Origin of the sequence: Blautia sp. 210820-DFI.6.14 (assembly GCF_020558815.1) — a bacterium.
Taxonomy (GTDB): Bacteria; Bacillota; Clostridia; order Lachnospirales; family Lachnospiraceae; genus Blautia_A; species Blautia_A obeum.
Genome location: NZ_JAJCKS010000002.1, coordinates 129,140 through 148,634 on the forward strand (window position 1 = coordinate 129,140; position 19,495 = coordinate 148,634).

Genomic DNA, 19,495 nt, shown 5'->3' on the forward strand with positions numbered 1-19,495 from the left:
GATATACAGGAGGATTAATATGGCAGAATTGGTAAAAGTTGTTGTAGATGCCATGGGTGGTGATCTCGCACCGGTGGAACCTGTAAAAGCAGCTGTAGAAGCAGTAAAAGAAAGAAAAGATATCCTGGTCATTCTTACCGGTCAGGAAGAAGTGATTCATTCAGAGCTTAAGAAATATCAGGATTATCCGACAGACAGAATCCAGGTGGTAAATGCAACAGAAGTAATTGAGACTGCAGAACCTCCTGTTTTTGCAATTCGAAAGAAAAAAGATTCTTCAATCGTTGTAGGACTTAAAATGGTAAAAGAACAGAAGGCCGATGCATTTGTTTCTTCCGGAAGCACGGGTGCGGTTCTTGTCGGCGGTCAGGTTCTTGTTGGCAGAAGCAAAGGTGTGGAACGTCCGCCTCTGGCTCCGTTGATTCCCACAGCTAAAGGAGTTTCTCTTCTGATTGACTGTGGCGCAAATGTTGACGCCAGACCATCTCATCTGGTACAGTTTGCAAAAATGGGATCTATTTATATGGAACATGTAGTCGGCATCAAAAATCCGCGTGTTGCGATTGTAAATAACGGTGCAGAGGAAGAAAAGGGAAATGCTCTGGTTAAGGAAACTTTTCCGCTTCTCAAAGAAGCAGAAGGGATCAATTTTATTGGAAGCATTGAGGCACGAGATATTCCGGCAGGTTATGCGGATGTTATCGTATGCGAAGCTTTTGTCGGAAATGTTATTCTCAAACTTTATGAGGGAGTCAGTTCTGAACTGATTCACAAAATCAAAGACGGAATGATGAGTACTTTAAAAAGTAAGATAGGAGCACTTCTTGTCAAACCGGCGCTGAAACAGACACTCAAAAGTTTTGATGCAACAGAATATGGTGGAGCTCCGCTCCTTGGATTAAAAGGCCTTGTTGTCAAAACGCATGGAAGTGCCAAAGCTATCGAAATTAAGCATGCAATTTTCCAGTGCGTACAGTTCAAACAACAGAGGATCAACGAAAAAATTGCGGAAAAAATCCAGCCGGCGCAATTTCCGGCCCCAGATAAGGAATAACAGAAAAGAAGGCAGATAAAATGGAACAATTGGAACAGATCATAGGATATACATTTCAAAATAAAAAACTTCTGAAACAGGCATTGACACACAGTTCATATGCAAATGAAAAAAAGTTGGGAAAACTGGGCTGTAATGAACGTCTGGAGTTCCTTGGCGATGCAGTTCTTGAACTGATCAGCAGTGATTTCCTTTATGCAAAATTCACACAGGTTCCGGAGGGGGAACTGACCAAAAAACGTGCAAGCCTGGTCTGTGAACCTAGCCTTGCGTACTGCGCGCGGCAGTTTGGACTTCCACAGTATCTTCTCCTTGGCAAAGGCGAGAATATGACGGGTGGACGTAATAGGGATTCTATCGTTTCAGATGCAACAGAAGCTCTTCTTGGAGCCATTTATCTGGATGGTGGTTTTGAACCTGCAAAGGATTTTGTCCTGAAATTTATCTTAAACGATATTGAACATAAACAGCTTTTTTATGACAGCAAGACAATTCTGCAGGAAATAGTCCAGGAAAAAGGAATTCAGCCGGTAGAATATATTCTGACCGGAGAGAGCGGACCGGATCATGACAAGCAATTTACGGTAAGTGTTCAGGTGAATGGACAGGTTGTCGGAAATGGAACCGGTCATACAAAGAAAGCTGCCGAACAGGCAGCAGCATATCAGGCAATTCAGGAAAAGAAATTCTGATTTTATGCGTGATACATGAGGAAAAGAAAAACTGGCAGGTGAACTATGTATTTAAAGAATATTGAAGTATATGGCTTCAAATCCTTTGCACAGAAAATCAACTTTGAATTTCATAACGGAATTACCGGTATTGTCGGACCAAATGGAAGTGGAAAAAGTAATGTTGGAGATGCTGTCCGCTGGGTACTTGGTGAACAGAGCGCCAAACAGCTTCGAGGCGGTAACATGCAGGACGTTATTTTTTCAGGAACAGAGAATCGAAAGCCATTAAGTTTTGCTTCTGTATCTATTACGCTGGATAACAGTGATCATAAACTTCCGGTAGATTACAATGAAGTTACTGTAACGAGGAGGCTGTATCGTTCGGGAGAAAGTGAATATCTGATCAATGGCAGTGGATGCCGTCTGAAAGACATTCAGGAAATGTTTTATGATACCGGTATCGGTAAAGAAGGGTATTCCATCATTGGACAGGGGCAGATTGATAAAATCTTAAGTGGTAAACCTGAAGAACGGCGAGAACTTTTCGATGAGGCGGCAGGAATCGTCAAATTTAAACGAAGAAAAGCTACCACTCTGAAAAAGCTGGATGAAGAGCGGCAGAATCTGGTCCGTGTAACGGATATTTTAAGCGAGCTGACCAAACAGCTTGGACCATTGGAAAAACAGTCTGAAACAGCGCGTATATATCTGGCCAAAAGAGAGGAATTGAAAGAACTTGATGTGAATCTGTTTCTTCTTGATCATCAGAGAACCGGTGAACTTCTGAAAGAACTGGAAGAAAAACTTGAACAGGCGCAGAGAGAACTAAATGAAGCTCAGGCAGCATATGATCAGACCAAAATAGAGTATGACCGTCTGGAACAGGAACTGGAAGATTTAAATCACAGGCTCGATACGTTGAAAGAAGAGCAGCAGCAGAATGCGCTTCTGAAACAGCAGTATGAAGGCCAGGTGCAGATTCTTGAAGAACAGATCTCTTCGGGAAAACAGAACAGTGAGCATTATCAGAACCGTCTGACAGCTTTAGGGGAAGATCTGGACCGGAGAACGCAGGAAAAAGAAAAACTGGCAGAAGACAAACTGGAACTGCAGAGCAGACTGAAAGAAATTGGGGCCAGTCTTTCAAAGGAAACAGAGGCTCTGGAAAACATCGTTTCAAACGTAGAAGAATGTACACAGGCTGTAGAAGACGGCAAAAACGAGATCATTGAGATCTTGAACAGCCGTGCAACGACCAAAGGAAAAGTACAACGTTTTGATGCGATGCTGGAGCAGCTGAATATCCGTAAAGCAGAGATCAGTCAGCGAATTCTTCGCCTGAAAAGCGAAGAAGAGGTTCTGGAGAAAGAACGTCTTAATGCACAGAAACAATATGATGCAGTAACGGCTGTGATCCATTCGACAAATGAAGAATGTGTACGTCTGGACGGAGAGGTGCAGAAGTTACAGGATGAATTGAAAAAACAGAATTCTCAGATGGAAATCGGTCAGACAGCATACCATCGTGAGGCTTCCCGCCTGGAATCTCTTAAAAACATTACAGAACGTTATGATGGATATGGAAACAGTATCCGTCGTGTAATGGAACAGAAAAACCGTGAACCCGGTATTAAAGGTGTTGTGGCTGATATCATTCATGTGCAGAAAGACTATGAGGTTGCGATTGAAACTGCACTGGGCGGAAGTATTCAGAATATCGTCACAGATAATGAACAGACAGCTAAACGTATGATTGGTTTTCTGAAGAAAAACCGCTTTGGCCGTGCTACATTTCTTCCTTTGTCTAATATCAGCGGAAGAGGTGGACTGAATCAGAGGGATGTGTTGAGTGAACCGGGAGTTGTGGGTACTGCCAATACTCTTGTAAATGCAGATAAAGAATACAGTGAACTGGTCATGTATCTTCTGGGCCGTGTCCTTGTTGTAGATAATATTGATCATGCAATTGCAATCGGAAAAAAATATCGTCACAGTCTGCGTATGGTTACGATTGAAGGAGAGTCTTTAAGTCCCGGTGGTTCTATGACCGGTGGTGCGTTTAAAAATAACAGCAATCTTCTCGGAAGACGCCGTGAAATTGAAGAACTGGAAAGAAGTGTAGGAATTCTCAGGAAAGAACTGGAAGAAACGCAGAAATCAATAGGTGAAAACCGTAGCAGGCGAAATGTGCTCCGCGATACGATCGCCGATTTTCAGCAGAAACTCCGTCAACAGTATGTTGAACAGAATACTGCAAAGATGAATCTTGAACAGCTCAAAGAAAAAGAAGGCGAAATTCAGAACAGCTATCGGCAGATTGATCGTGAACAGGAAGAACTCCGCCATCAGGCAGGTGAGATCAGACAGGATCATAGCAGCATTGCCAGAGAACTGGAGGATTCGCAGAAGGACGAAAAGGAACTGGAAACCTTTATTGAGACCAAACAGAAAGAACTGGAGGAATGGAAGGCAGAAGAAACAGAGAAGACACATGAACTGGAAAAAATCCGGCTGGAAGAATCTTCTCTTGAACAGCAGAATCAATTCCTGCAGGAAAACCTGAGTCGTCTGAATTCTGAGATTGCTGCATTTCAGAAGGAATCACAGGAAATTACAGAAAATCTTGTACAGAGTCGTGAAGAGATACATAAAAAAGAAGAAGGTATCCAGGAGCTGAAAAATGCGGCACAGGAATGCCTTTTAAAAGAAGAACAGTATGGCAGCCAGAGAGCACAGTGGCAGGAAGAAAAAGAAAAACGAAGTGCCAGCCACAAAACATTTTTTGAAAAAAGAGATCATCTTTCAGAAAAGACTTCTCTTCTGGATAAAGAATGCTTCCGTCTGAGAAGTCAGACAGAAAAAATTGAGGAGCAGAGGGAAGGTCAGATTTCCTATATGTGGGAAGAATATGAGATCACGCCAAACAATGCACTTCAGTATCGAAAAGAAGAACTTACCGACCGACAGGCAATCAAAGCGGATGTTACACGCATAAAGGATGAGATCCGTAAACTTGGTTCTGTTAATGTAAATGCGATTGAAGATTATAAAGAGCTTCTGGAACGTCATACATTCCTGTCCGGTCAATACGATGATATCGTTAAGGCTGAGGAAACGCTGGAAGGAATTATTCTGGAATTGGATGAAGGAATGCGAAAACAGTTTACCGAGAAATTCCGTGATATCCAGAGAGAATTTGATAAGGCATTTAAGGAACTGTTCGGCGGAGGAAAGGGAACTCTTGAACTTGCAGAAGATGAAGATATCCTTGAGGCCGGAATACGAATCATTTCTCAACCGCCTGGCAAAAAACTCCAAAATATGATGCAGCTTTCTGGTGGAGAAAAAGCTTTGACTGCGATCGCTCTTCTTTTTGCAATCCAGAACCTGAAACCATCTCCATTCTGTCTTCTGGATGAGATAGAGGCTGCACTCGATGATTCAAATGTTGGACGTTTTGCATCGTATTTACAGAAGTTGACGAAAAATACACAGTTTATTATAATAACGCATAGACGTGGCACTATGAATGCTGCGGATCGCTTATATGGTATCACCATGCAGGAAAAGGGTGTTTCAACTCTTGTATCTGTTGATCTGGTAGAAAACCAGCTGAGCAAATAAGTTGCTGGTAACAGAGTGAACAGCAATGTAACTATCGAGGAGGACATAGTATGTCAGAAGAAAAAAAAGGCTTTTTTAAACGTCTGGTCAGTGGTTTGACCAAAACACGTGATAATATCGTGGCTGGCTTTGATTCTATTTTCAGTGGCTACTCCAGTATTGATGAAGATTTTTATGAAGAACTGGAAGAAATTCTGATCATGGGTGATATAGGTATTAATGCGACTTCTGCAATCATAGAACATCTGAAAGAACAGGTGGCAGAGAAACATATCAAAAATCCTATGGAATGCAAACAGCTTCTGATCAACAGTATTAAGGAACAGATGCGTGTAGACAGTACAGAATATGAATTTGAGAACCGTAAATCTGTAATTCTTGTAATCGGAGTAAATGGTGTAGGGAAGACGACTTCTGTCGGAAAACTTGCTGGAAAATTAAAGGATCAGGGTAAGAAGGTTATTCTTGCTGCAGCAGATACTTTTCGTGCAGCAGCGGGAGAACAGCTTGCACAGTGGGCAAATCGTGCAGGTGTGGATCTGATCGGTGGTCAGGAAGGCGCTGATCCGGCATCCATCGTATACGATGCAGTTGCAGCGGCCAAGGCAAGAAATGCAGATGTGCTGATCTGTGATACAGCTGGACGATTGCATAACAAAAAAAATCTTATGGAAGAACTTCGTAAGATCTACCGTATCCTGGAAAGAGAATATCCGGAAGCATATCTGGAAACACTGGTCGTTCTGGATGGTACTACAGGACAGAATGCCCTGGCACAGGCCAAACAATTTGCAGAAGTCGCAAATGTAAATGGCATCATTCTTACAAAACTGGATGGAACTGCAAAAGGTGGAATCGCTGTTGCGATTCAGTCGGAACTGGATATTCCGGTAAAATATATCGGTGTTGGTGAAACAATCGACGATCTGCAGAAATTTGATGCCGATGCTTTTGTTAACGCACTGTTTGACATTGACGAAAAAGACTTACACACAGAAGAATAAACAGGAGGATACAGTATGCTTACATTAGAGAGCTTTGAACAGGCAGCAGAAATCGTAAAACAGGTAACTCAGGAGACAAAACTGATCAAAAGCAGTTATTTTTCAGATCTCACGGGAAACAAAGTATATCTGAAGCCAGAAAACATGCAGCGTACAGGAGCCTATAAGGTTCGCGGTGCATACTATAAGATCAGCACGCTTACAGAAGAAGAGCGTGCAAAAGGTCTGATCGCAGCATCTGCTGGAAATCATGCACAGGGTGTTGCTTATGCTGCGCATAAATTTGGTGCAAAAGCAGTGATCGTTATGCCGACAACAACACCTCTGATCAAAGTAGAACGTACCAAGAGTTACGGTGCAGACGTAATTCTGAAAGGAGATGTATATGATGAGGCATGTGCTTATGCACTGGAACTTGCTGAGAAAGAAGGGTATACATTTATCCATCCGTTTGATGATCCGGCAGTAGCAACCGGCCAGGGTACGATTGCTATGGAAATCGTACAGGAGCTTCCTCTTGTAGATTATATTCTTGTTCCAATCGGAGGAGGCGGACTTGCAACAGGTGTATCCACACTTGCAAAACTTCTGAATCCGCATATTAAAGTCATTGGTGTAGAGCCGTCCGGTGCGGCATGTATGAAGGCATCTCTTGAAAAAGGTGAAGTAGTTACTCTGCCACATGTAAATACAATCGCCGACGGTACTGCTGTACAGACTCCTGGTGAACATATCTTTCCATATCTGCAGGAAAACCTGGACGATGTGATTACCATCGACGATGATGAACTGATCGTTGCTTTTCTTGATATGGTAGAAAATCACAAAATGATCGTTGAAAATTCAGGCCTTCTGACAGTAGCAGCACTTCGTCATTTGAATTTCACCGGTAAGAAAGTGGTTTCTATCTTAAGTGGTGGTAATATGGACGTGATCACAATGTCTTCTGTGGTACAGCATGGACTGATTCAGAGAGATCGTATTTTCACGGTATCTGTGCTGATTCCGGACAAACCGGGTGAACTTGTTCGTGTAGCTTCTATCATTGCCGAGAATCAGGGAAATGTTATCAAGCTGGATCATAATCAGTTTATAAGTACTAATCGTTATGCTGCAGTAGAGCTTAAAGTTACACTGGAAGCATATGGTACAGATCATAAAAAGAAAATTGTAAAGGCACTGGAAGAGGCTGGATGTAAACCAAAGATCATTCGTGCGAATCTGTAACTTTTAAACCGTTATTTTCTGCTTCAGACAGAAAGTGAGGAAGAGGACCATGGCACCATATATAATGGAAGAATATATAAAAGCCTGCAAAGCTGGTAAGAGAGATTATCAGGCCAGAATGATGAAAGGGCAACTGCCTACACTTCAGGTTCTGGATGAGATACTGCCCCCAAAGGGGTCCTATTCGGAGGTCCCGCTCGGACTTGTACAGATACCGATCGACCAGATCGTCGGAACCAAAAGCGGTGGAAGAAGCAATGCATTCGCCGGGAACTTTATGCCTATTCTCAGAGAAAACACAGAATTTGCATATAAGTGGGCAACTTTAAGTCAGAGTCATATTAATGAAGGTATCCGCGATCCGATCAAAGCATATGAATATATGAACAAATTCTATGTAGAAGAGGGAAATAAGCGTGTCAGTGTACTGAAGTATTTTGATGCGGTTTCGGTTCCGGGATATGTGACCAGAATTCTGCCACAGCGTACGGAACAGAAAGAAAATAAAATCTATTATGAATATGTGGATTTTTACGCTCTGAGTCAGATCAACTATATCTGGTTTTCACGTCTTGGAAGCTTTGTCAGACTTCAGAAAGCAGTAGGAAAAGGGGCAAAGGATATCTGGTCAGATGATGATAAACTGACTTTCAGTTCTGTTTATTCAAGGTTTGCAGCAGAATATGAATCCTTAGGCGGAAAGAAACTTTCCATAACAACAGGGGATGCATTCCTTGCATTTCTTATGATTTATGATTATAAAGATATCTGCCAGAAAACAGTTAATGAATTAAAGGAACTGGTTGGTAAAAGCTGGGAAGAATTTAAACTTCTGGAACATGATCAGGAAATTGAACTGAAGATGAATCCTACGAGTGAAAAAAAATCTCTCCTGGACCGTCTGCTTCCGGTAAGTACACCAAAACTAAAGATTGCTTTTCTGTACGCAAAGACACCGGCTACTTCTGCCTGGACGTATGCGCATGAGCTTGGTCGTCTTCACCTGGAACAGACGTTCCCTGAAGAAGTTACTACAGAATGCTATGAAAACCTTACGCGAGATCTTGCGGAAAAAGCAATTGCCGATGCGATTCAAAAAGGATGCAATATTATCTTTACAACAACACCGGAATTTGTGCAGGCAAGTGTACAGGCTGCTATTGCACATCCGGAGGTAAAGATTCTTAACTGTTCCTTGAATACATCTCACAGATATATTCGTACTTATTATGCCCGGATGTATGAAGCCAAATTTCTTATGGGGGCCATTGCCGGAGCTATGGCAGAAAACGGTCAGCTTGCATATATTGCTGACTACCCGATTTTTGGAACGATTGCCAATATCAATGCATTTGCTTTAGGTGCCAAAATGGTTAATCCGAGAGCACAGATATATCTGGAATGGTCTACGCTGAAAGATGTCGATCTTGGAATCGCTATGGACAATGTTATCAAAAAAGGTGTTACGGTTGTATCCGGACAGGATATGGTGATTCCGGAAGATGCATCGCGCTATTTTGGACTGTATCACATAGAAAAAGAAGGACCTCGTAATCTTGCTATGCCATTGTGGCACTGGGGAAAATTTTATGAACAGTTGATCAGGACGATCATGGATGGAACATGGAAATATGATGATAACAAAGATGAAACAAAGGCCATCAATTATTGGTGGGGACTGTCAGCGGAAGTGATCGATGTTATCTATTCGCAGAATCTTCCGATTGGCACACAGAAGCTGCTGACAATGCTCAAACGTGCGATTGCAACCGGGGAATATCATCCATTTTCAGGAATCCTTTATTCACAGAATGGAATGATTCAGTCGGATCCGGATAAAATTCTTTCTCCGGAAGAAATTATTACAATGGACTGGCTTGCAGATAATGTGATCGGAACAATTCCGAAATCACGTGAGCTTAAAGAACAGGCAAAACCGGTTACTTTACAGTCCGGTGTGGAAAGTCAGAAGGGATAATACAGTTTTATGAAAATACTTGCCATAGCAGATGTGGAATCAAAATATCTGTGGGATTATTTCGAGAAAAGTAAACTGGAGGGGATCGATCTTATCATATCATGTGGGGATCTTGATCCCCGCTATCTTTCTTTTCTGGCGACATTTACATCAGCGCCTGTTTTATATGTCCATGGAAACCATGACGATAAATATGAAAGGATTCCACCGGAAGGCTGCATCTGCATTGACGATAAAATATATGTGCATGAAGGAGTGCGCATCTTGGGACTTGGTGGTTCCATGCGATATAAACCGGGAGAACATCAATATACAGAGTGGGAAATGAGACGAAGAGTCTTTAAACTTTTTCCAAAACTTGTGTGGAGAAGAGGCTTTGATATACTTGTCACGCATGCCCCGGCATATCAGTTAAATGATGCTCGGGATCTTCCGCACCAGGGATTTAAAATTTTTCTGCAGCTGATTGAGAAATATCATCCTAAATTTTTTCTGCATGGTCATGTTCATATGTCGTATGGAAGACAACACAAACGATACGATAAATATATGGATACATATGTGATCAATGCTTTTGATCGATGTGTCTTTGAATTTGAAACAGAAGATCCGGAAAAAGACGGACAATAAATAAAAATATATCTGTCAAGAAAAAACACTTGACACAATGATATAAATCATGTATGATAGCCAAGGTGGTTACAAATGGAAAAGTTTGTCGAACAGACATTGTTATATGATTTTTATGGGGAACTGCTTACAGAGAGACAGCAGCAGGTTTATGAAAGCGTTGTTCTGGAAGATTATTCCCTGAGTGAGGTAGCAGAAGATCTGGGAATCAGCCGTCAGGGCGTACATGACATGATCAAACGCTGTAATCATACACTGGAAGAATATGAATCCAGACTTCATCTGGTTGAGAAATTTCTCTGTATCCGCAAACAGGTTCAGAAGATCAAGGAACTTGCAGTAGGATATAATGCCGGTGAGATTACAGAGATTTCCAATAAGATATTAGAGGAGTTATAACGCATGGCATTTGAAAGCTTGACTGATAAATTACAGAATGTGTTCAAAAAGCTGAGAGGCAAAGGACGCCTGACAGAAGAGGATGTTAAGATTGCTCTGAAAGAGGTCAAGATGGCTCTTCTTGAAGCAGATGTTAACTTCCGGGTTGTTAAACAGTTTACCAAGTCTGTGCAGGAACGTGCAGTAGGACAGGATGTCATGAATGGTCTGAATCCAGGACAGATGGTAATCAAGATCGTAAATGAAGAGCTGGTTAATCTGATGGGAAGTGAAACAACCGATCTTCCTTTGAAACCAGGCAATGATATCACAGTCCTGATGATGGCTGGACTTCAGGGTGCAGGTAAGACGACCACAGTTGCGAAACTTGCAGGTAAGCTGAAATCCAAAGGAAAAAGACCACTTCTCGTTGCCTGTGACGTATATCGTCCGGCTGCGATCACACAGCTGCAGGTAAACGGTGAGAAACAGGGAGTAGAAGTTTTCTCCATGGGAGATAAACAGAATCCTGTAGATATCGCCAAAGCTGCGATCGAACATGCAAAAGCAAACCAACAGAACGTTGTTCTTATTGATACGGCTGGCCGCCTTCATGTGGACGAAGATATGATGCAGGAACTTGCGGATATCAAAGCCAATGTGAATGTTGACTGTACGATTTTGACAGTTGACGCAATGACAGGTCAGGATGCAGTAAATGTTGCAAAGACTTTTGCCGAAAAAGTAGGCATTGATGGTGTCATCCTTACCAAAATGGATGGTGATACCCGAGGTGGTGCTGCACTTTCCATTAAAGCAGTTACCGGAAAACCAATTCTTTTTGTGGGAATGGGTGAGAAACTTTCAGATCTCGAACAGTTTTATCCGGAACGCATGGCTTCCAGAATTCTTGGAATGGGAGATGTAATGAGTCTTATTGAGAAGGCTGAGGCAGCTCTTGACCAGGATCAGGCAGCAGAGATGCAGAAAAAACTCAAAAAAATGGATTTCGATTTCAATGATTATCTGACCAGTATGGAACAGATGAATAAAATGGGTGGAATCGGAAGTATCCTGAATATGCTTCCAGGTGTTGGCGCAAAAGCGAAAGATCTGGAAGACATGATTGATGAAAAGGCTCTTGACAGAACAAAGGCGATTATCCTTTCTATGACACAGAAGGAGCGAAGCAATCCGGGAATCCTGAATATTTCCCGCAAGAATCGTATCGCCAAAGGTGCCGGCGTGGATATCGCAGAAGTCAATCGTCTGGTCAAACAGTTTGAACAGAGCAAGAAATTAATGAAACAGATGCCTGGAATGATGGGCGGTAAAATGGGAAAAAGAGGCGGCTTCAAGCTTCCTTTTTAAATAAAAAACAATATAAATAAAAGATAGTATAATGGAGGAAAACAGAAATGGCAGTTAAAATCAGATTAAGAAGAATGGGACAGAAGAAAGCACCTTTTTATAGAATCGTAGTTGCAGATTCCCGCAGCAAACGTGATGGAAAATGCATCGCTGAGATCGGAACATATGATCCGAACATCGAGCCAAGCGCATACAAAGTAAACGAAGAAGAAGCTAAAAAATGGCTTGCTGCAGGTGCTCAGCCAACAGATGTTGTTGCAAGAATCTTCAAAGAGGCTGGAATCGAAAAATAATAAATCCTTTGCGGGAGGTATGTGATGAAAGAATTAGTTGAAGTAATTGCAAAATCTCTTGTTGAACATCCGGATGAGGTGGTTGTCACCGAAAACGAAAAAGAAGATGCAGTTATCATCGAACTGAAAGTAGGGCCTTCCGATATGGGTAAGGTCATTGGAAGACAGGGACGAATTGCAAAAGCAATCCGTACTGTAGTTAAAGCGGCTTCTTCAAAGAGCAGCAAAAAGGTGATTGTAGATATTCTGCAATAATAACGAAACGGAGCTGTGGAGACATAGCTCCTTTTTTAAAGGGAGTTTTTTATGGAAGATTTATTAAAAGTTGGCGTGATCACCACGACACACGGTGTACGTGGCGAAGTCAAAGTTTACCCTACCACAGATGAACCGGAGCGATTCCTTGATCTGGAGTATGTATTGCTGGATACTGGAAAAGAACTTCGAAGACTGGACATAAAAAATGTCCGTTTTTTCAAAAATCTTGTTATCTTGAAATTTGATGGAATTGATAATATAAATGATATTGAAAAATATAAGGGCCGCGATCTGTGGATTCCACGTGAGGAAGCACAGGAACTGGATGAAGATGAATATTATATAGCAGATCTTCTTGGAATGAAAGTGCTTCTGGAAGACGGATCAGAATTTGGAACATTAAAAAATGTCATGGAAACCGGAGCAAATGATGTTTATATTGTAGATTCCGTTGAACATGGAGAGGTATTGCTTCCTGCAATCAAAGAATGTATTCTTGATGTGGATATTGAAACAAACACAATGACTGTACATTTAATGAAGGGGCTTTTATAAATGAATTTTCATGTTTTGACACTTTTTCCGGAAATGATCGAACAGGGAATGCATACTAGCATCATCGGGCGTGCCATAGCAGGAGGCTACCTTTCTATTGATGCGATCAATATTCGTGATTATGCATTTAACAAACATCAGAAGGTAGATGATTATCCATACGGCGGGGGAGCGGGAATGCTGATGCAGGCAGAACCTGTCTATCTTGCATATGAATCGGTTCAGAAAAAGCTGGGATATCGACCGCGGGTTGTTTATCTTACTCCACAGGGAGAAGTATTTCATCAGACCATGGCAAAGGAACTGGCAAAGGAGAAAGATCTTGTTTTTCTTTGTGGCCACTATGAAGGAATTGATGAGCGTGTTCTTGATGAAATTGTTACCGATTATGTATCTATCGGAGATTATGTACTTACCGGAGGAGAACTCCCGGCCATGGTAATGATGGATTCTATTTCGCGAATGGTTCCAGGAGTTTTAAGTAATCAGGAATCCGGAGAAACTGAATCTTTTGCCGAAAATCTTCTGGAATATCCTCAGTACAGCCGCCCGGAAGAATGGCATGGACAGAAAGTTCCACCAGTTCTTCTCTCCGGACATCACGCAAATATTGAAGCATGGAGACGGGAACAGTCCATTTTGCGTACAGCAAAGCGTCGCCCGGATCTTTTGAAAAAAGCAGATCTGACAAACAAAGAATGGAGTCAGGTCCGACAGTGGAAGAAAGAATGGAAGGCCGCAGAAACTGAGGCCTCTGATAAATAAAGGAGCAGTTTATGAAAACATCAGATTTTTACTATGATCTGCCGAAAGAACTGATTGCTCAGGATCCGTTGGAAGACAGAAGTTCCTCCAGACTTCTGCACCTTTCCATGCAAGATGGATCTTTTGAACACAGACATTTTACAGATATTCTGGACTATCTTCATAAAGGAGATTGCCTGGTCATCAACGATACAAAAGTTATACCGGCTCGTTTATATGGCCATAAGGAAGAAACGGGTGCTGTGATCGAGATACTTCTTCTGAAACGAAGAGAAAATGATATATGGGAGTGTCTTGTAAAACCTGGCAAGAAAGCATGTCCGGGAGCAAAGATTACGTTTGGAGACGGAATTTTAAAAGGAGAGATCATCGATGTTGTTGATGAAGGCAATCGACTGATCCAGTTTCATTACGATGGTATTTTTGAAGAAATTCTCGATCAGCTTGGGGAAATGCCGCTTCCTCCGTACATTACCCATAAATTAAAAGATAAGAACCGTTATCAGACTGTTTATGCCAAAAATGACGGTTCAGCTGCGGCTCCTACAGCCGGTCTGCACTTTACCCGAGAACTTCTGAAACAAGTGGAAGATATGGGAGTTAAAATTGCCCATGTTACGCTTCATGTTGGTCTGGGAACCTTCCGGCCGGTAAAGGTGGATGATGTCGAACAGCATCATATGCATTCTGAATTTTACATGGTAGAAGAAGATCAGGCAAAACTGATCAATGATACAAAGAAAAACGGCGGAAGAGTGATTTCTGTTGGAACCACGAGCTGTCGTACACTGGAATCAGCTACTGATGAGAATGGAATCCTTCAGGCAGGAAGTGGCTGGACAGAAATTTTTATTTATCCGGGATATCATTTCAAAATGATTGATGGACTGATCACGAATTTTCATCTTCCGGAATCTACGCTTCTTATGCTGGTATCTGCACTGGCAGGAAAAGAACATATCATGGCAGCTTATGAGGAGGCAGTAAAGGAACGGTATCGTTTCTTTTCGTTTGGGGATGCCATGCTGATTCTCTGATGTGTCCGCTTTGATGAATATAAAACAGGACTACCCTTTTTCTTTTTGATTTGCTATAATAGGCATATTGAAGAGAAAAAGGGTTTTTTATTTATTTTTGTTTTCAAAAGATAATATACCAAAAGGAGAAGGATATATGGATACACCAATCATTGCCCAGTATTATAGAGAGACAGAACCGGAAAAACGTAAGGAACTGCTGGAGCAGGCAATTGCATCCGGAGAAGATCAGGAAGCAAATAAGATCCGTAAAGAAATCTGGGAAGCACGTTACAAAGGAACGACAAACGAAGGGGGCATTGCCGACGGTTATCTGAAATTCTGGATGGCATTGGAATTTAATCGAAATGCAGGTCACAAAGTATTTGGCTCCGGAAGAGCACAGAAGGAAATACGCAAAGAACTGGATGATGTAAAATTCCGGGAAATCCGTGCAAAAAGTGCTCTTCATGAAGAACTTCTTCACAGAGAGTGCCAGCATCTTGTCAGATTTTATATGGATCTTTGTGAAAAAGACAAAAACTATAACAGTGTACTTTGCGGACTTATCACGATAAAAAAAGACAGTGCAAAAGCAAAACTGCAGAGAGACATTTATGAAACTGCCATATTGCTTCCACAGGAGATTGGCCTTGAAGAGGATTTGGACCTTCTGACAAAAGCTGCCCGTGAAATGTATGAACTGCAGTTCCCGGGAGAAAGACTTCCGGAATAAATATGGCATATCAGGAAATACTATATGTACTATGCAAAAACGGAGGCAACAATGAATTTAGATGATTTAAAAGCATATAAACTTGTCAGAAAAGAAAACCTGAGTGATATCCGCTCAACAGGCTACCTGCTTCGCCACATCAAAACAGGAGCAAGAATAATGGTAATCGAAAACGATGATGACAATAAAGTATTCAACATCGCTTTTCGTACTCCGCCAAAGAACAGCACCGGTGTTGCACACATTCTGGAACACAGTGTACTTTGCGGATCCAGAGATTTTCCTTTAAAAGATCCATTTGTAGAACTGGTAAAAGGTTCTTTGAATACATTTTTAAATGCAATGACTTATCCGGATAAAACCTGTTATCCGGTAGCAAGTTGCAATGATCAGGATTTTCAGAATCTGATGCATGTGTATCTGGATGCTGTATTTTATCCAAATATTTACAAAAAAGAAGAAATCTTCCGTCAGGAAGGATGGAGCTACCATCTGGAGAAGCCAGAAGGTCCATTGACTTATAATGGTGTTGTTTACAATGAGATGAAAGGGGCATTTTCTTCTCCTGATGATGTGCTGGAAAGAGATATCATGAACTCCCTGTTTCCGGATATCACCTATGGTTGTGAGTCCGGTGGTGATCCGGATAATATTCCGGAGCTGTCCTATGAAGAGTTCCTGGAATTCCACAGAACTTATTACCATCCGTCCAACAGTTATATTTACCTGTATGGAAATATGGATATGGCAGCAAAACTTGATTTTATTGATCGGAATTATCTTTCTGCGTTTGACAGTCTGTATGTGGATTCGGAGATCCGTGAACAGCAGCCTTTTGATAAAATGCATGATCTGGCCATGGAGTATCCGGTTGCAGAGAGTGAGAGTGAAGAAAATAATTCGTATCTGGCATACAGTGTTGTGACAGGAACTGCCATGGATACTTTAAAATGTACTGCTTTTGATATATTGGATTATGCTCTCTTAAGTACTCCGGGAGCACCTCTTAAGAAAGCACTTCTGGATGCCGGAATCGGATCGGATGTGTATGGTTCCTATGAGGATGGTATTCGACAGACGTATTTTGATGTTGTTGCCAAAGGTGCTGATCCTGGCAGAAAAGAAGAATTTGTTTCCATTATCCGCAAGGTACTGACAGACACGGTCGAAAACGGAATCGATCCAAAAGCACTGGAAGCAGGAATCAATTATATGGAATTCCGCTATAGAGAAGCTGACTTTTCTTCTTACCCGAAGGGACTGATCTACGGTCTGGATATTCTGGACAACTGGCTTTATGATGATGAACATCCATTCGCGCAGGTTCAGTTGATTCCTGTGTTCGATAAATTAAAAGAATTAAAGAATCAGGGTTATTTTGAAGATCTGATTCAGAGATATCTTCTGGATAATCCTCACGGTTCTGTTCTGACATTGAATCCATCCAGAGGCCTGACTGCCAGAAAAGCCAAAGCACTGGAAGATAAACTGGACGCATATCTTTCTTCTCTATCTGAAGAGGAAAAAACAGAACTTGTTAAAAAGACTGCGAATCTGGAACAGTATCAGGAAGCACCGGAGGATCCGGAAGCGGCTAAATGTATACCTATGTTGAAGAGAGAAGATATTCGTAAAGAAATCACACCTTTTACGAATGAAGCTCTGGATATAGATGGAAGCCTTTTCCTGTATCATGAAGTTCCAACAAATGGAATCGGTTATCTGGATCTGATGTTTGATCTGAAAGACCTTGCAGATGAAAAAATACCATATCTTGGTCTTTTAAAATCTGTACTTGGATATGTAGATACAGCTCATTATACCTATGGGGAGCTGACAAATGAGATCAATGCACAGACAGGTGGTATTATGTGCGGGGTAGAAGTATTTGACCATGCAGATTCTGTAGATGCATTCCGTGCTTTCTTTTCTGTAAGAGGAAAAGTCATGTATCCAAAAACAGATGTTCTGTTTAAAATGATCCGTGAGATCATCAATACTTCCAGTCTGAAAGACACCAAACGTCTTCATGAGATCATTGCACAGGTGAAGTCAAGAGCACAGTCCAGTCTGGTAAGTGCGGGCCATTCAACAGCAGTACTGCGTGCAGCTTCCTATACATCACCAATGGCCGCATTTCAGGACAAAATGGCAGGTATTGCGTATTACCAATTTATTGAAAAACTGGACAAAGAATTTGAAGAACGTAAAGATGATCTTGTAAAAGAACTTTCTCATCTTATGCAGGAAATTTTCCGACCGGAATATCTGTGTGTCAGCTATACAGGTGAAAGGGATTCCCTTATGGATGTACAGAAGCAGGTAAAAGCTCTGAAACAGACACTGCATAAGGAAGCGGTCAGCGTACAGCATCAGAATATGACATGTGTAAAGGAAAACGAAGGCTTTACAACTTCCGGACAGGTACAGTATGTGGCTCAGACAGGTAATTTCCGCAAAAAAGGTTATGAATATACAGGCGCACTGAATATTCTGAAAGTTGCCCTGAGCTACGATTACCTCTGGACGAATATCCGTGTCAAGGGCGGTGCATATGGCTGTATGAGCGGGTTCAAACGCAGTGGTGAGAGTTTCTTTGTTTCTTACCGTGATCCACATCTGAGACGTACTCTGGATGTATTCAAGGGCATTCCGGAATATGTACGTTCTTTTAAGGCGGATGAAAGGGAAATGACAAAATACATTATTGGTACGATCAGTGGCAAAGATGTACCACGTACCCCAAAGATGCAGGGAGCAATCTCCAGAAGTGCGTGGTTCTGTGGAATTACTGAAGAAATGGCACAGAAAGAACGAGATGAGATTCTAAAAGCAAGTGAGACAGATATTCAGGAACTTGCGCCACTGATCGAGGCAATTCTTGACAATGATGCGGTCTGCGTTGTCGGAAGTGAACCGGCAATTGAAAAAGAAAAAGAACTGTTTGATACAGTCCTTCCTCTGATCAGCTGTTGAGAAAGAAAACAGTATATAAAAATATACAGGAGTTATCGTAAATGAAAGAAAATTTTAAATCAGGTTTTACTGCGATCATTGGCCGTCCAAATGTTGGTAAATCTACATTGATGAATCATCTGATCGGTCAGAAGATTGCAATCACATCAAAAAAACCGCAGACTACCCGTAACCGTATCCAGACGGTCTATACCTGCGAAGATGGTCAGATTGTTTTCCTGGATACACCGGGCATCCATAAAGCTAAGAATAAACTTGGCGAATATATGGTACAGGTAGCAGAACGTACACTGAAGGATGTTGATGTGATTCTGTGGCTTGTGGAACCAACAACCTTCATTGGTGCAGGTGAACGCCATATTGCAGAACAGTTGAAGGGCCTGCATCTGCCGGTCATTCTTGTGATTAATAAAGTCGATACGATTGATAAAGATGAAATTCTGAAGGCTATCGATACTTATCGTAAGCTGTATGATTTTGATGAGATCATTCCGTGTTCTGCACTTCGTAATCAGAATACAGAAGATATTATTCCATGTATTCTGAAATATCTGCCATATGGTCCGATGTTTTATGATGAAGATACTGTGACAGATCAGCCACAGAGACAGATTGCCGCAGAGATCATCCGTGAAAAAGCGCTTCACGCACTTGATGCGGAAATTCCACATGGAATTGCCGTTGCAATTGATACTATGAAGGAACGACCGGGCAAACGTCAGCTTGTAGATATTGAAGCTACGATTATCTGTGAGCGTGACTCTCATAAGGGAATCATTATCGGTAAGCAGGGTGCCATGCTCAAAAAGATTGGAAGCAATGCACGCTATGAACTCGAACAGATGTTGGATGCAAAAGTTAACCTGAAGCTCTGGGTAAAAGTACGTAAGGACTGGCGTGACAGTGACTTTATGATCAAAAACTTTGGTTACGATAAAAAAGAGATTTGATAAAAG

General features: G+C 41.7%; 17 protein-coding genes. All 17 read left to right on the forward strand.

The genetic code is table 11. The features are described from left to right. Positions 1–19: 19 nt before the first annotated feature. The 17 genes from plsX to era all read left to right on the forward strand — a co-directional run bounded on the left by plsX (position 20) and on the right by era (position 19,489). Complete coding sequence (gene plsX, locus LI112_RS03170; RefSeq protein ID WP_005424334.1) at positions 20–1,054, forward strand: phosphate acyltransferase PlsX; 1,035 nt, start codon at positions 20–22, stop codon at positions 1,052–1,054. Positions 1,055–1,074: 20 nt separating this feature from the next. Then, positions 1,075–1,746: a ribonuclease III gene (gene rnc / locus LI112_RS03175; RefSeq protein WP_005424335.1), complete on the forward strand. Its 672-nt coding sequence runs from the start codon at positions 1,075–1,077 to the stop codon at positions 1,744–1,746. Between the two features lie 45 nt (positions 1,747–1,791). After that, positions 1,792–5,352 (forward strand): chromosome segregation protein SMC, encoded by a 3,561-nt coding sequence (gene smc, locus LI112_RS03180; RefSeq protein ID WP_227190227.1) that lies wholly within the window; start codon positions 1,792–1,794, stop codon positions 5,350–5,352. A gap of 50 nt (positions 5,353–5,402) precedes the next feature. Further along, a complete protein-coding gene (gene ftsY, locus LI112_RS03185; RefSeq protein ID WP_022389428.1) occupies positions 5,403–6,356 on the forward strand; it encodes a signal recognition particle-docking protein FtsY in 954 nt (317 codons plus the stop codon). Between the two features lie 15 nt (positions 6,357–6,371). Continuing rightward, positions 6,372–7,583 (forward strand): threonine ammonia-lyase, encoded by a 1,212-nt coding sequence (ilvA, locus tag LI112_RS03190; protein ID WP_055065410.1) that lies wholly within the window; start codon positions 6,372–6,374, stop codon positions 7,581–7,583. A 49-nt stretch (positions 7,584–7,632) separates the two neighbouring features. Then, positions 7,633–9,561 carry a BMP family ABC transporter substrate-binding protein gene (locus LI112_RS03195; protein WP_022389430.1) on the forward strand — a complete coding sequence of 643 codons (1,929 nt, stop codon included), beginning with the start codon at positions 7,633–7,635 and terminating at the stop codon, positions 9,559–9,561. A gap of 9 nt (positions 9,562–9,570) precedes the next feature. Continuing rightward, a complete protein-coding gene (locus LI112_RS03200) occupies positions 9,571–10,191 on the forward strand; it encodes a metallophosphoesterase (protein WP_022389431.1) in 621 nt (206 codons plus the stop codon). A gap of 75 nt (positions 10,192–10,266) precedes the next feature. After that, positions 10,267–10,590, forward strand: a complete 324-nt coding sequence (gene ylxM / locus LI112_RS03205) for a YlxM family DNA-binding protein (protein ID WP_005424342.1) — start codon at positions 10,267–10,269, stop codon at positions 10,588–10,590. Positions 10,591–10,593: 3 nt separating this feature from the next. Then, positions 10,594–11,940, forward strand: a complete 1,347-nt coding sequence (ffh, locus tag LI112_RS03210) for a signal recognition particle protein (RefSeq protein ID WP_005424343.1) — start codon at positions 10,594–10,596, stop codon at positions 11,938–11,940. 47 nt (positions 11,941–11,987) lie between these two features. Continuing rightward, positions 11,988–12,233 carry a 30S ribosomal protein S16 gene (gene rpsP, locus LI112_RS03215; protein WP_005424344.1) on the forward strand — a complete coding sequence of 82 codons (246 nt, stop codon included), beginning with the start codon at positions 11,988–11,990 and terminating at the stop codon, positions 12,231–12,233. A 24-nt stretch (positions 12,234–12,257) separates the two neighbouring features. Beyond that, complete coding sequence (locus tag LI112_RS03220) at positions 12,258–12,488, forward strand: KH domain-containing protein (protein ID WP_005424345.1); 231 nt, start codon at positions 12,258–12,260, stop codon at positions 12,486–12,488. 51 nt (positions 12,489–12,539) lie between these two features. Then, positions 12,540–13,046: a ribosome maturation factor RimM gene (gene rimM, locus LI112_RS03225; RefSeq protein WP_005424346.1), complete on the forward strand. Its 507-nt coding sequence runs from the start codon at positions 12,540–12,542 to the stop codon at positions 13,044–13,046. Then, complete coding sequence (gene trmD, locus LI112_RS03230) at positions 13,047–13,811, forward strand: tRNA (guanosine(37)-N1)-methyltransferase TrmD (protein WP_005424347.1); 765 nt, start codon at positions 13,047–13,049, stop codon at positions 13,809–13,811. An 11-nt stretch (positions 13,812–13,822) separates the two neighbouring features. Further along, entirely contained in the window at positions 13,823–14,848 is a 1,026-nt protein-coding gene (gene queA / locus LI112_RS03235) for a tRNA preQ1(34) S-adenosylmethionine ribosyltransferase-isomerase QueA (RefSeq protein ID WP_227190228.1), read from the forward strand. Between the two features lie 136 nt (positions 14,849–14,984). After that, a complete protein-coding gene (locus tag LI112_RS03240) occupies positions 14,985–15,563 on the forward strand; it encodes a DUF6553 family protein (RefSeq protein ID WP_005424454.1) in 579 nt (192 codons plus the stop codon). 51 nt (positions 15,564–15,614) lie between these two features. Continuing rightward, a complete protein-coding gene (locus tag LI112_RS03245) occupies positions 15,615–18,539 on the forward strand; it encodes an insulinase family protein (protein WP_227190229.1) in 2,925 nt (974 codons plus the stop codon). A gap of 41 nt (positions 18,540–18,580) precedes the next feature. Continuing rightward, a complete protein-coding gene (era, locus tag LI112_RS03250; protein ID WP_173903894.1) occupies positions 18,581–19,489 on the forward strand; it encodes a GTPase Era in 909 nt (302 codons plus the stop codon). The last annotated feature ends 6 nt before the right edge of the window (positions 19,490–19,495 follow it).

Coding starts and splice junctions, on each gene's coding strand:
- rnc (WP_005424335.1), top strand. CDS start 1,075: ATGGAACAATTGGAACAGATCATAGGATATACATTTCAAAATAAAAAA.
- LI112_RS03220 (WP_005424345.1), top strand. CDS start 12,258: ATGAAAGAATTAGTTGAAGTAATTGCAAAATCTCTTGTTGAACATCCG.
- LI112_RS03240 (WP_005424454.1), top strand. CDS start 14,985: ATGGATACACCAATCATTGCCCAGTATTATAGAGAGACAGAACCGGAA.
- ilvA (WP_055065410.1), top strand. CDS start 6,372: ATGCTTACATTAGAGAGCTTTGAACAGGCAGCAGAAATCGTAAAACAG.
- queA (WP_227190228.1), top strand. CDS start 13,823: ATGAAAACATCAGATTTTTACTATGATCTGCCGAAAGAACTGATTGCT.
- LI112_RS03245 (WP_227190229.1), top strand. CDS start 15,615: ATGAATTTAGATGATTTAAAAGCATATAAACTTGTCAGAAAAGAAAAC.
- ylxM (WP_005424342.1), top strand. CDS start 10,267: ATGGAAAAGTTTGTCGAACAGACATTGTTATATGATTTTTATGGGGAA.
- ffh (WP_005424343.1), top strand. CDS start 10,594: ATGGCATTTGAAAGCTTGACTGATAAATTACAGAATGTGTTCAAAAAG.
- LI112_RS03200 (WP_022389431.1), top strand. CDS start 9,571: ATGAAAATACTTGCCATAGCAGATGTGGAATCAAAATATCTGTGGGAT.
- smc (WP_227190227.1), top strand. CDS start 1,792: ATGTATTTAAAGAATATTGAAGTATATGGCTTCAAATCCTTTGCACAG.
- trmD (WP_005424347.1), top strand. CDS start 13,047: ATGAATTTTCATGTTTTGACACTTTTTCCGGAAATGATCGAACAGGGA.
- rpsP (WP_005424344.1), top strand. CDS start 11,988: ATGGCAGTTAAAATCAGATTAAGAAGAATGGGACAGAAGAAAGCACCT.
- LI112_RS03195 (WP_022389430.1), top strand. CDS start 7,633: ATGGCACCATATATAATGGAAGAATATATAAAAGCCTGCAAAGCTGGT.
- plsX (WP_005424334.1), top strand. CDS start 20: ATGGCAGAATTGGTAAAAGTTGTTGTAGATGCCATGGGTGGTGATCTC.
- rimM (WP_005424346.1), top strand. CDS start 12,540: ATGGAAGATTTATTAAAAGTTGGCGTGATCACCACGACACACGGTGTA.
- ftsY (WP_022389428.1), top strand. CDS start 5,403: ATGTCAGAAGAAAAAAAAGGCTTTTTTAAACGTCTGGTCAGTGGTTTG.
- era (WP_173903894.1), top strand. CDS start 18,581: ATGAAAGAAAATTTTAAATCAGGTTTTACTGCGATCATTGGCCGTCCA.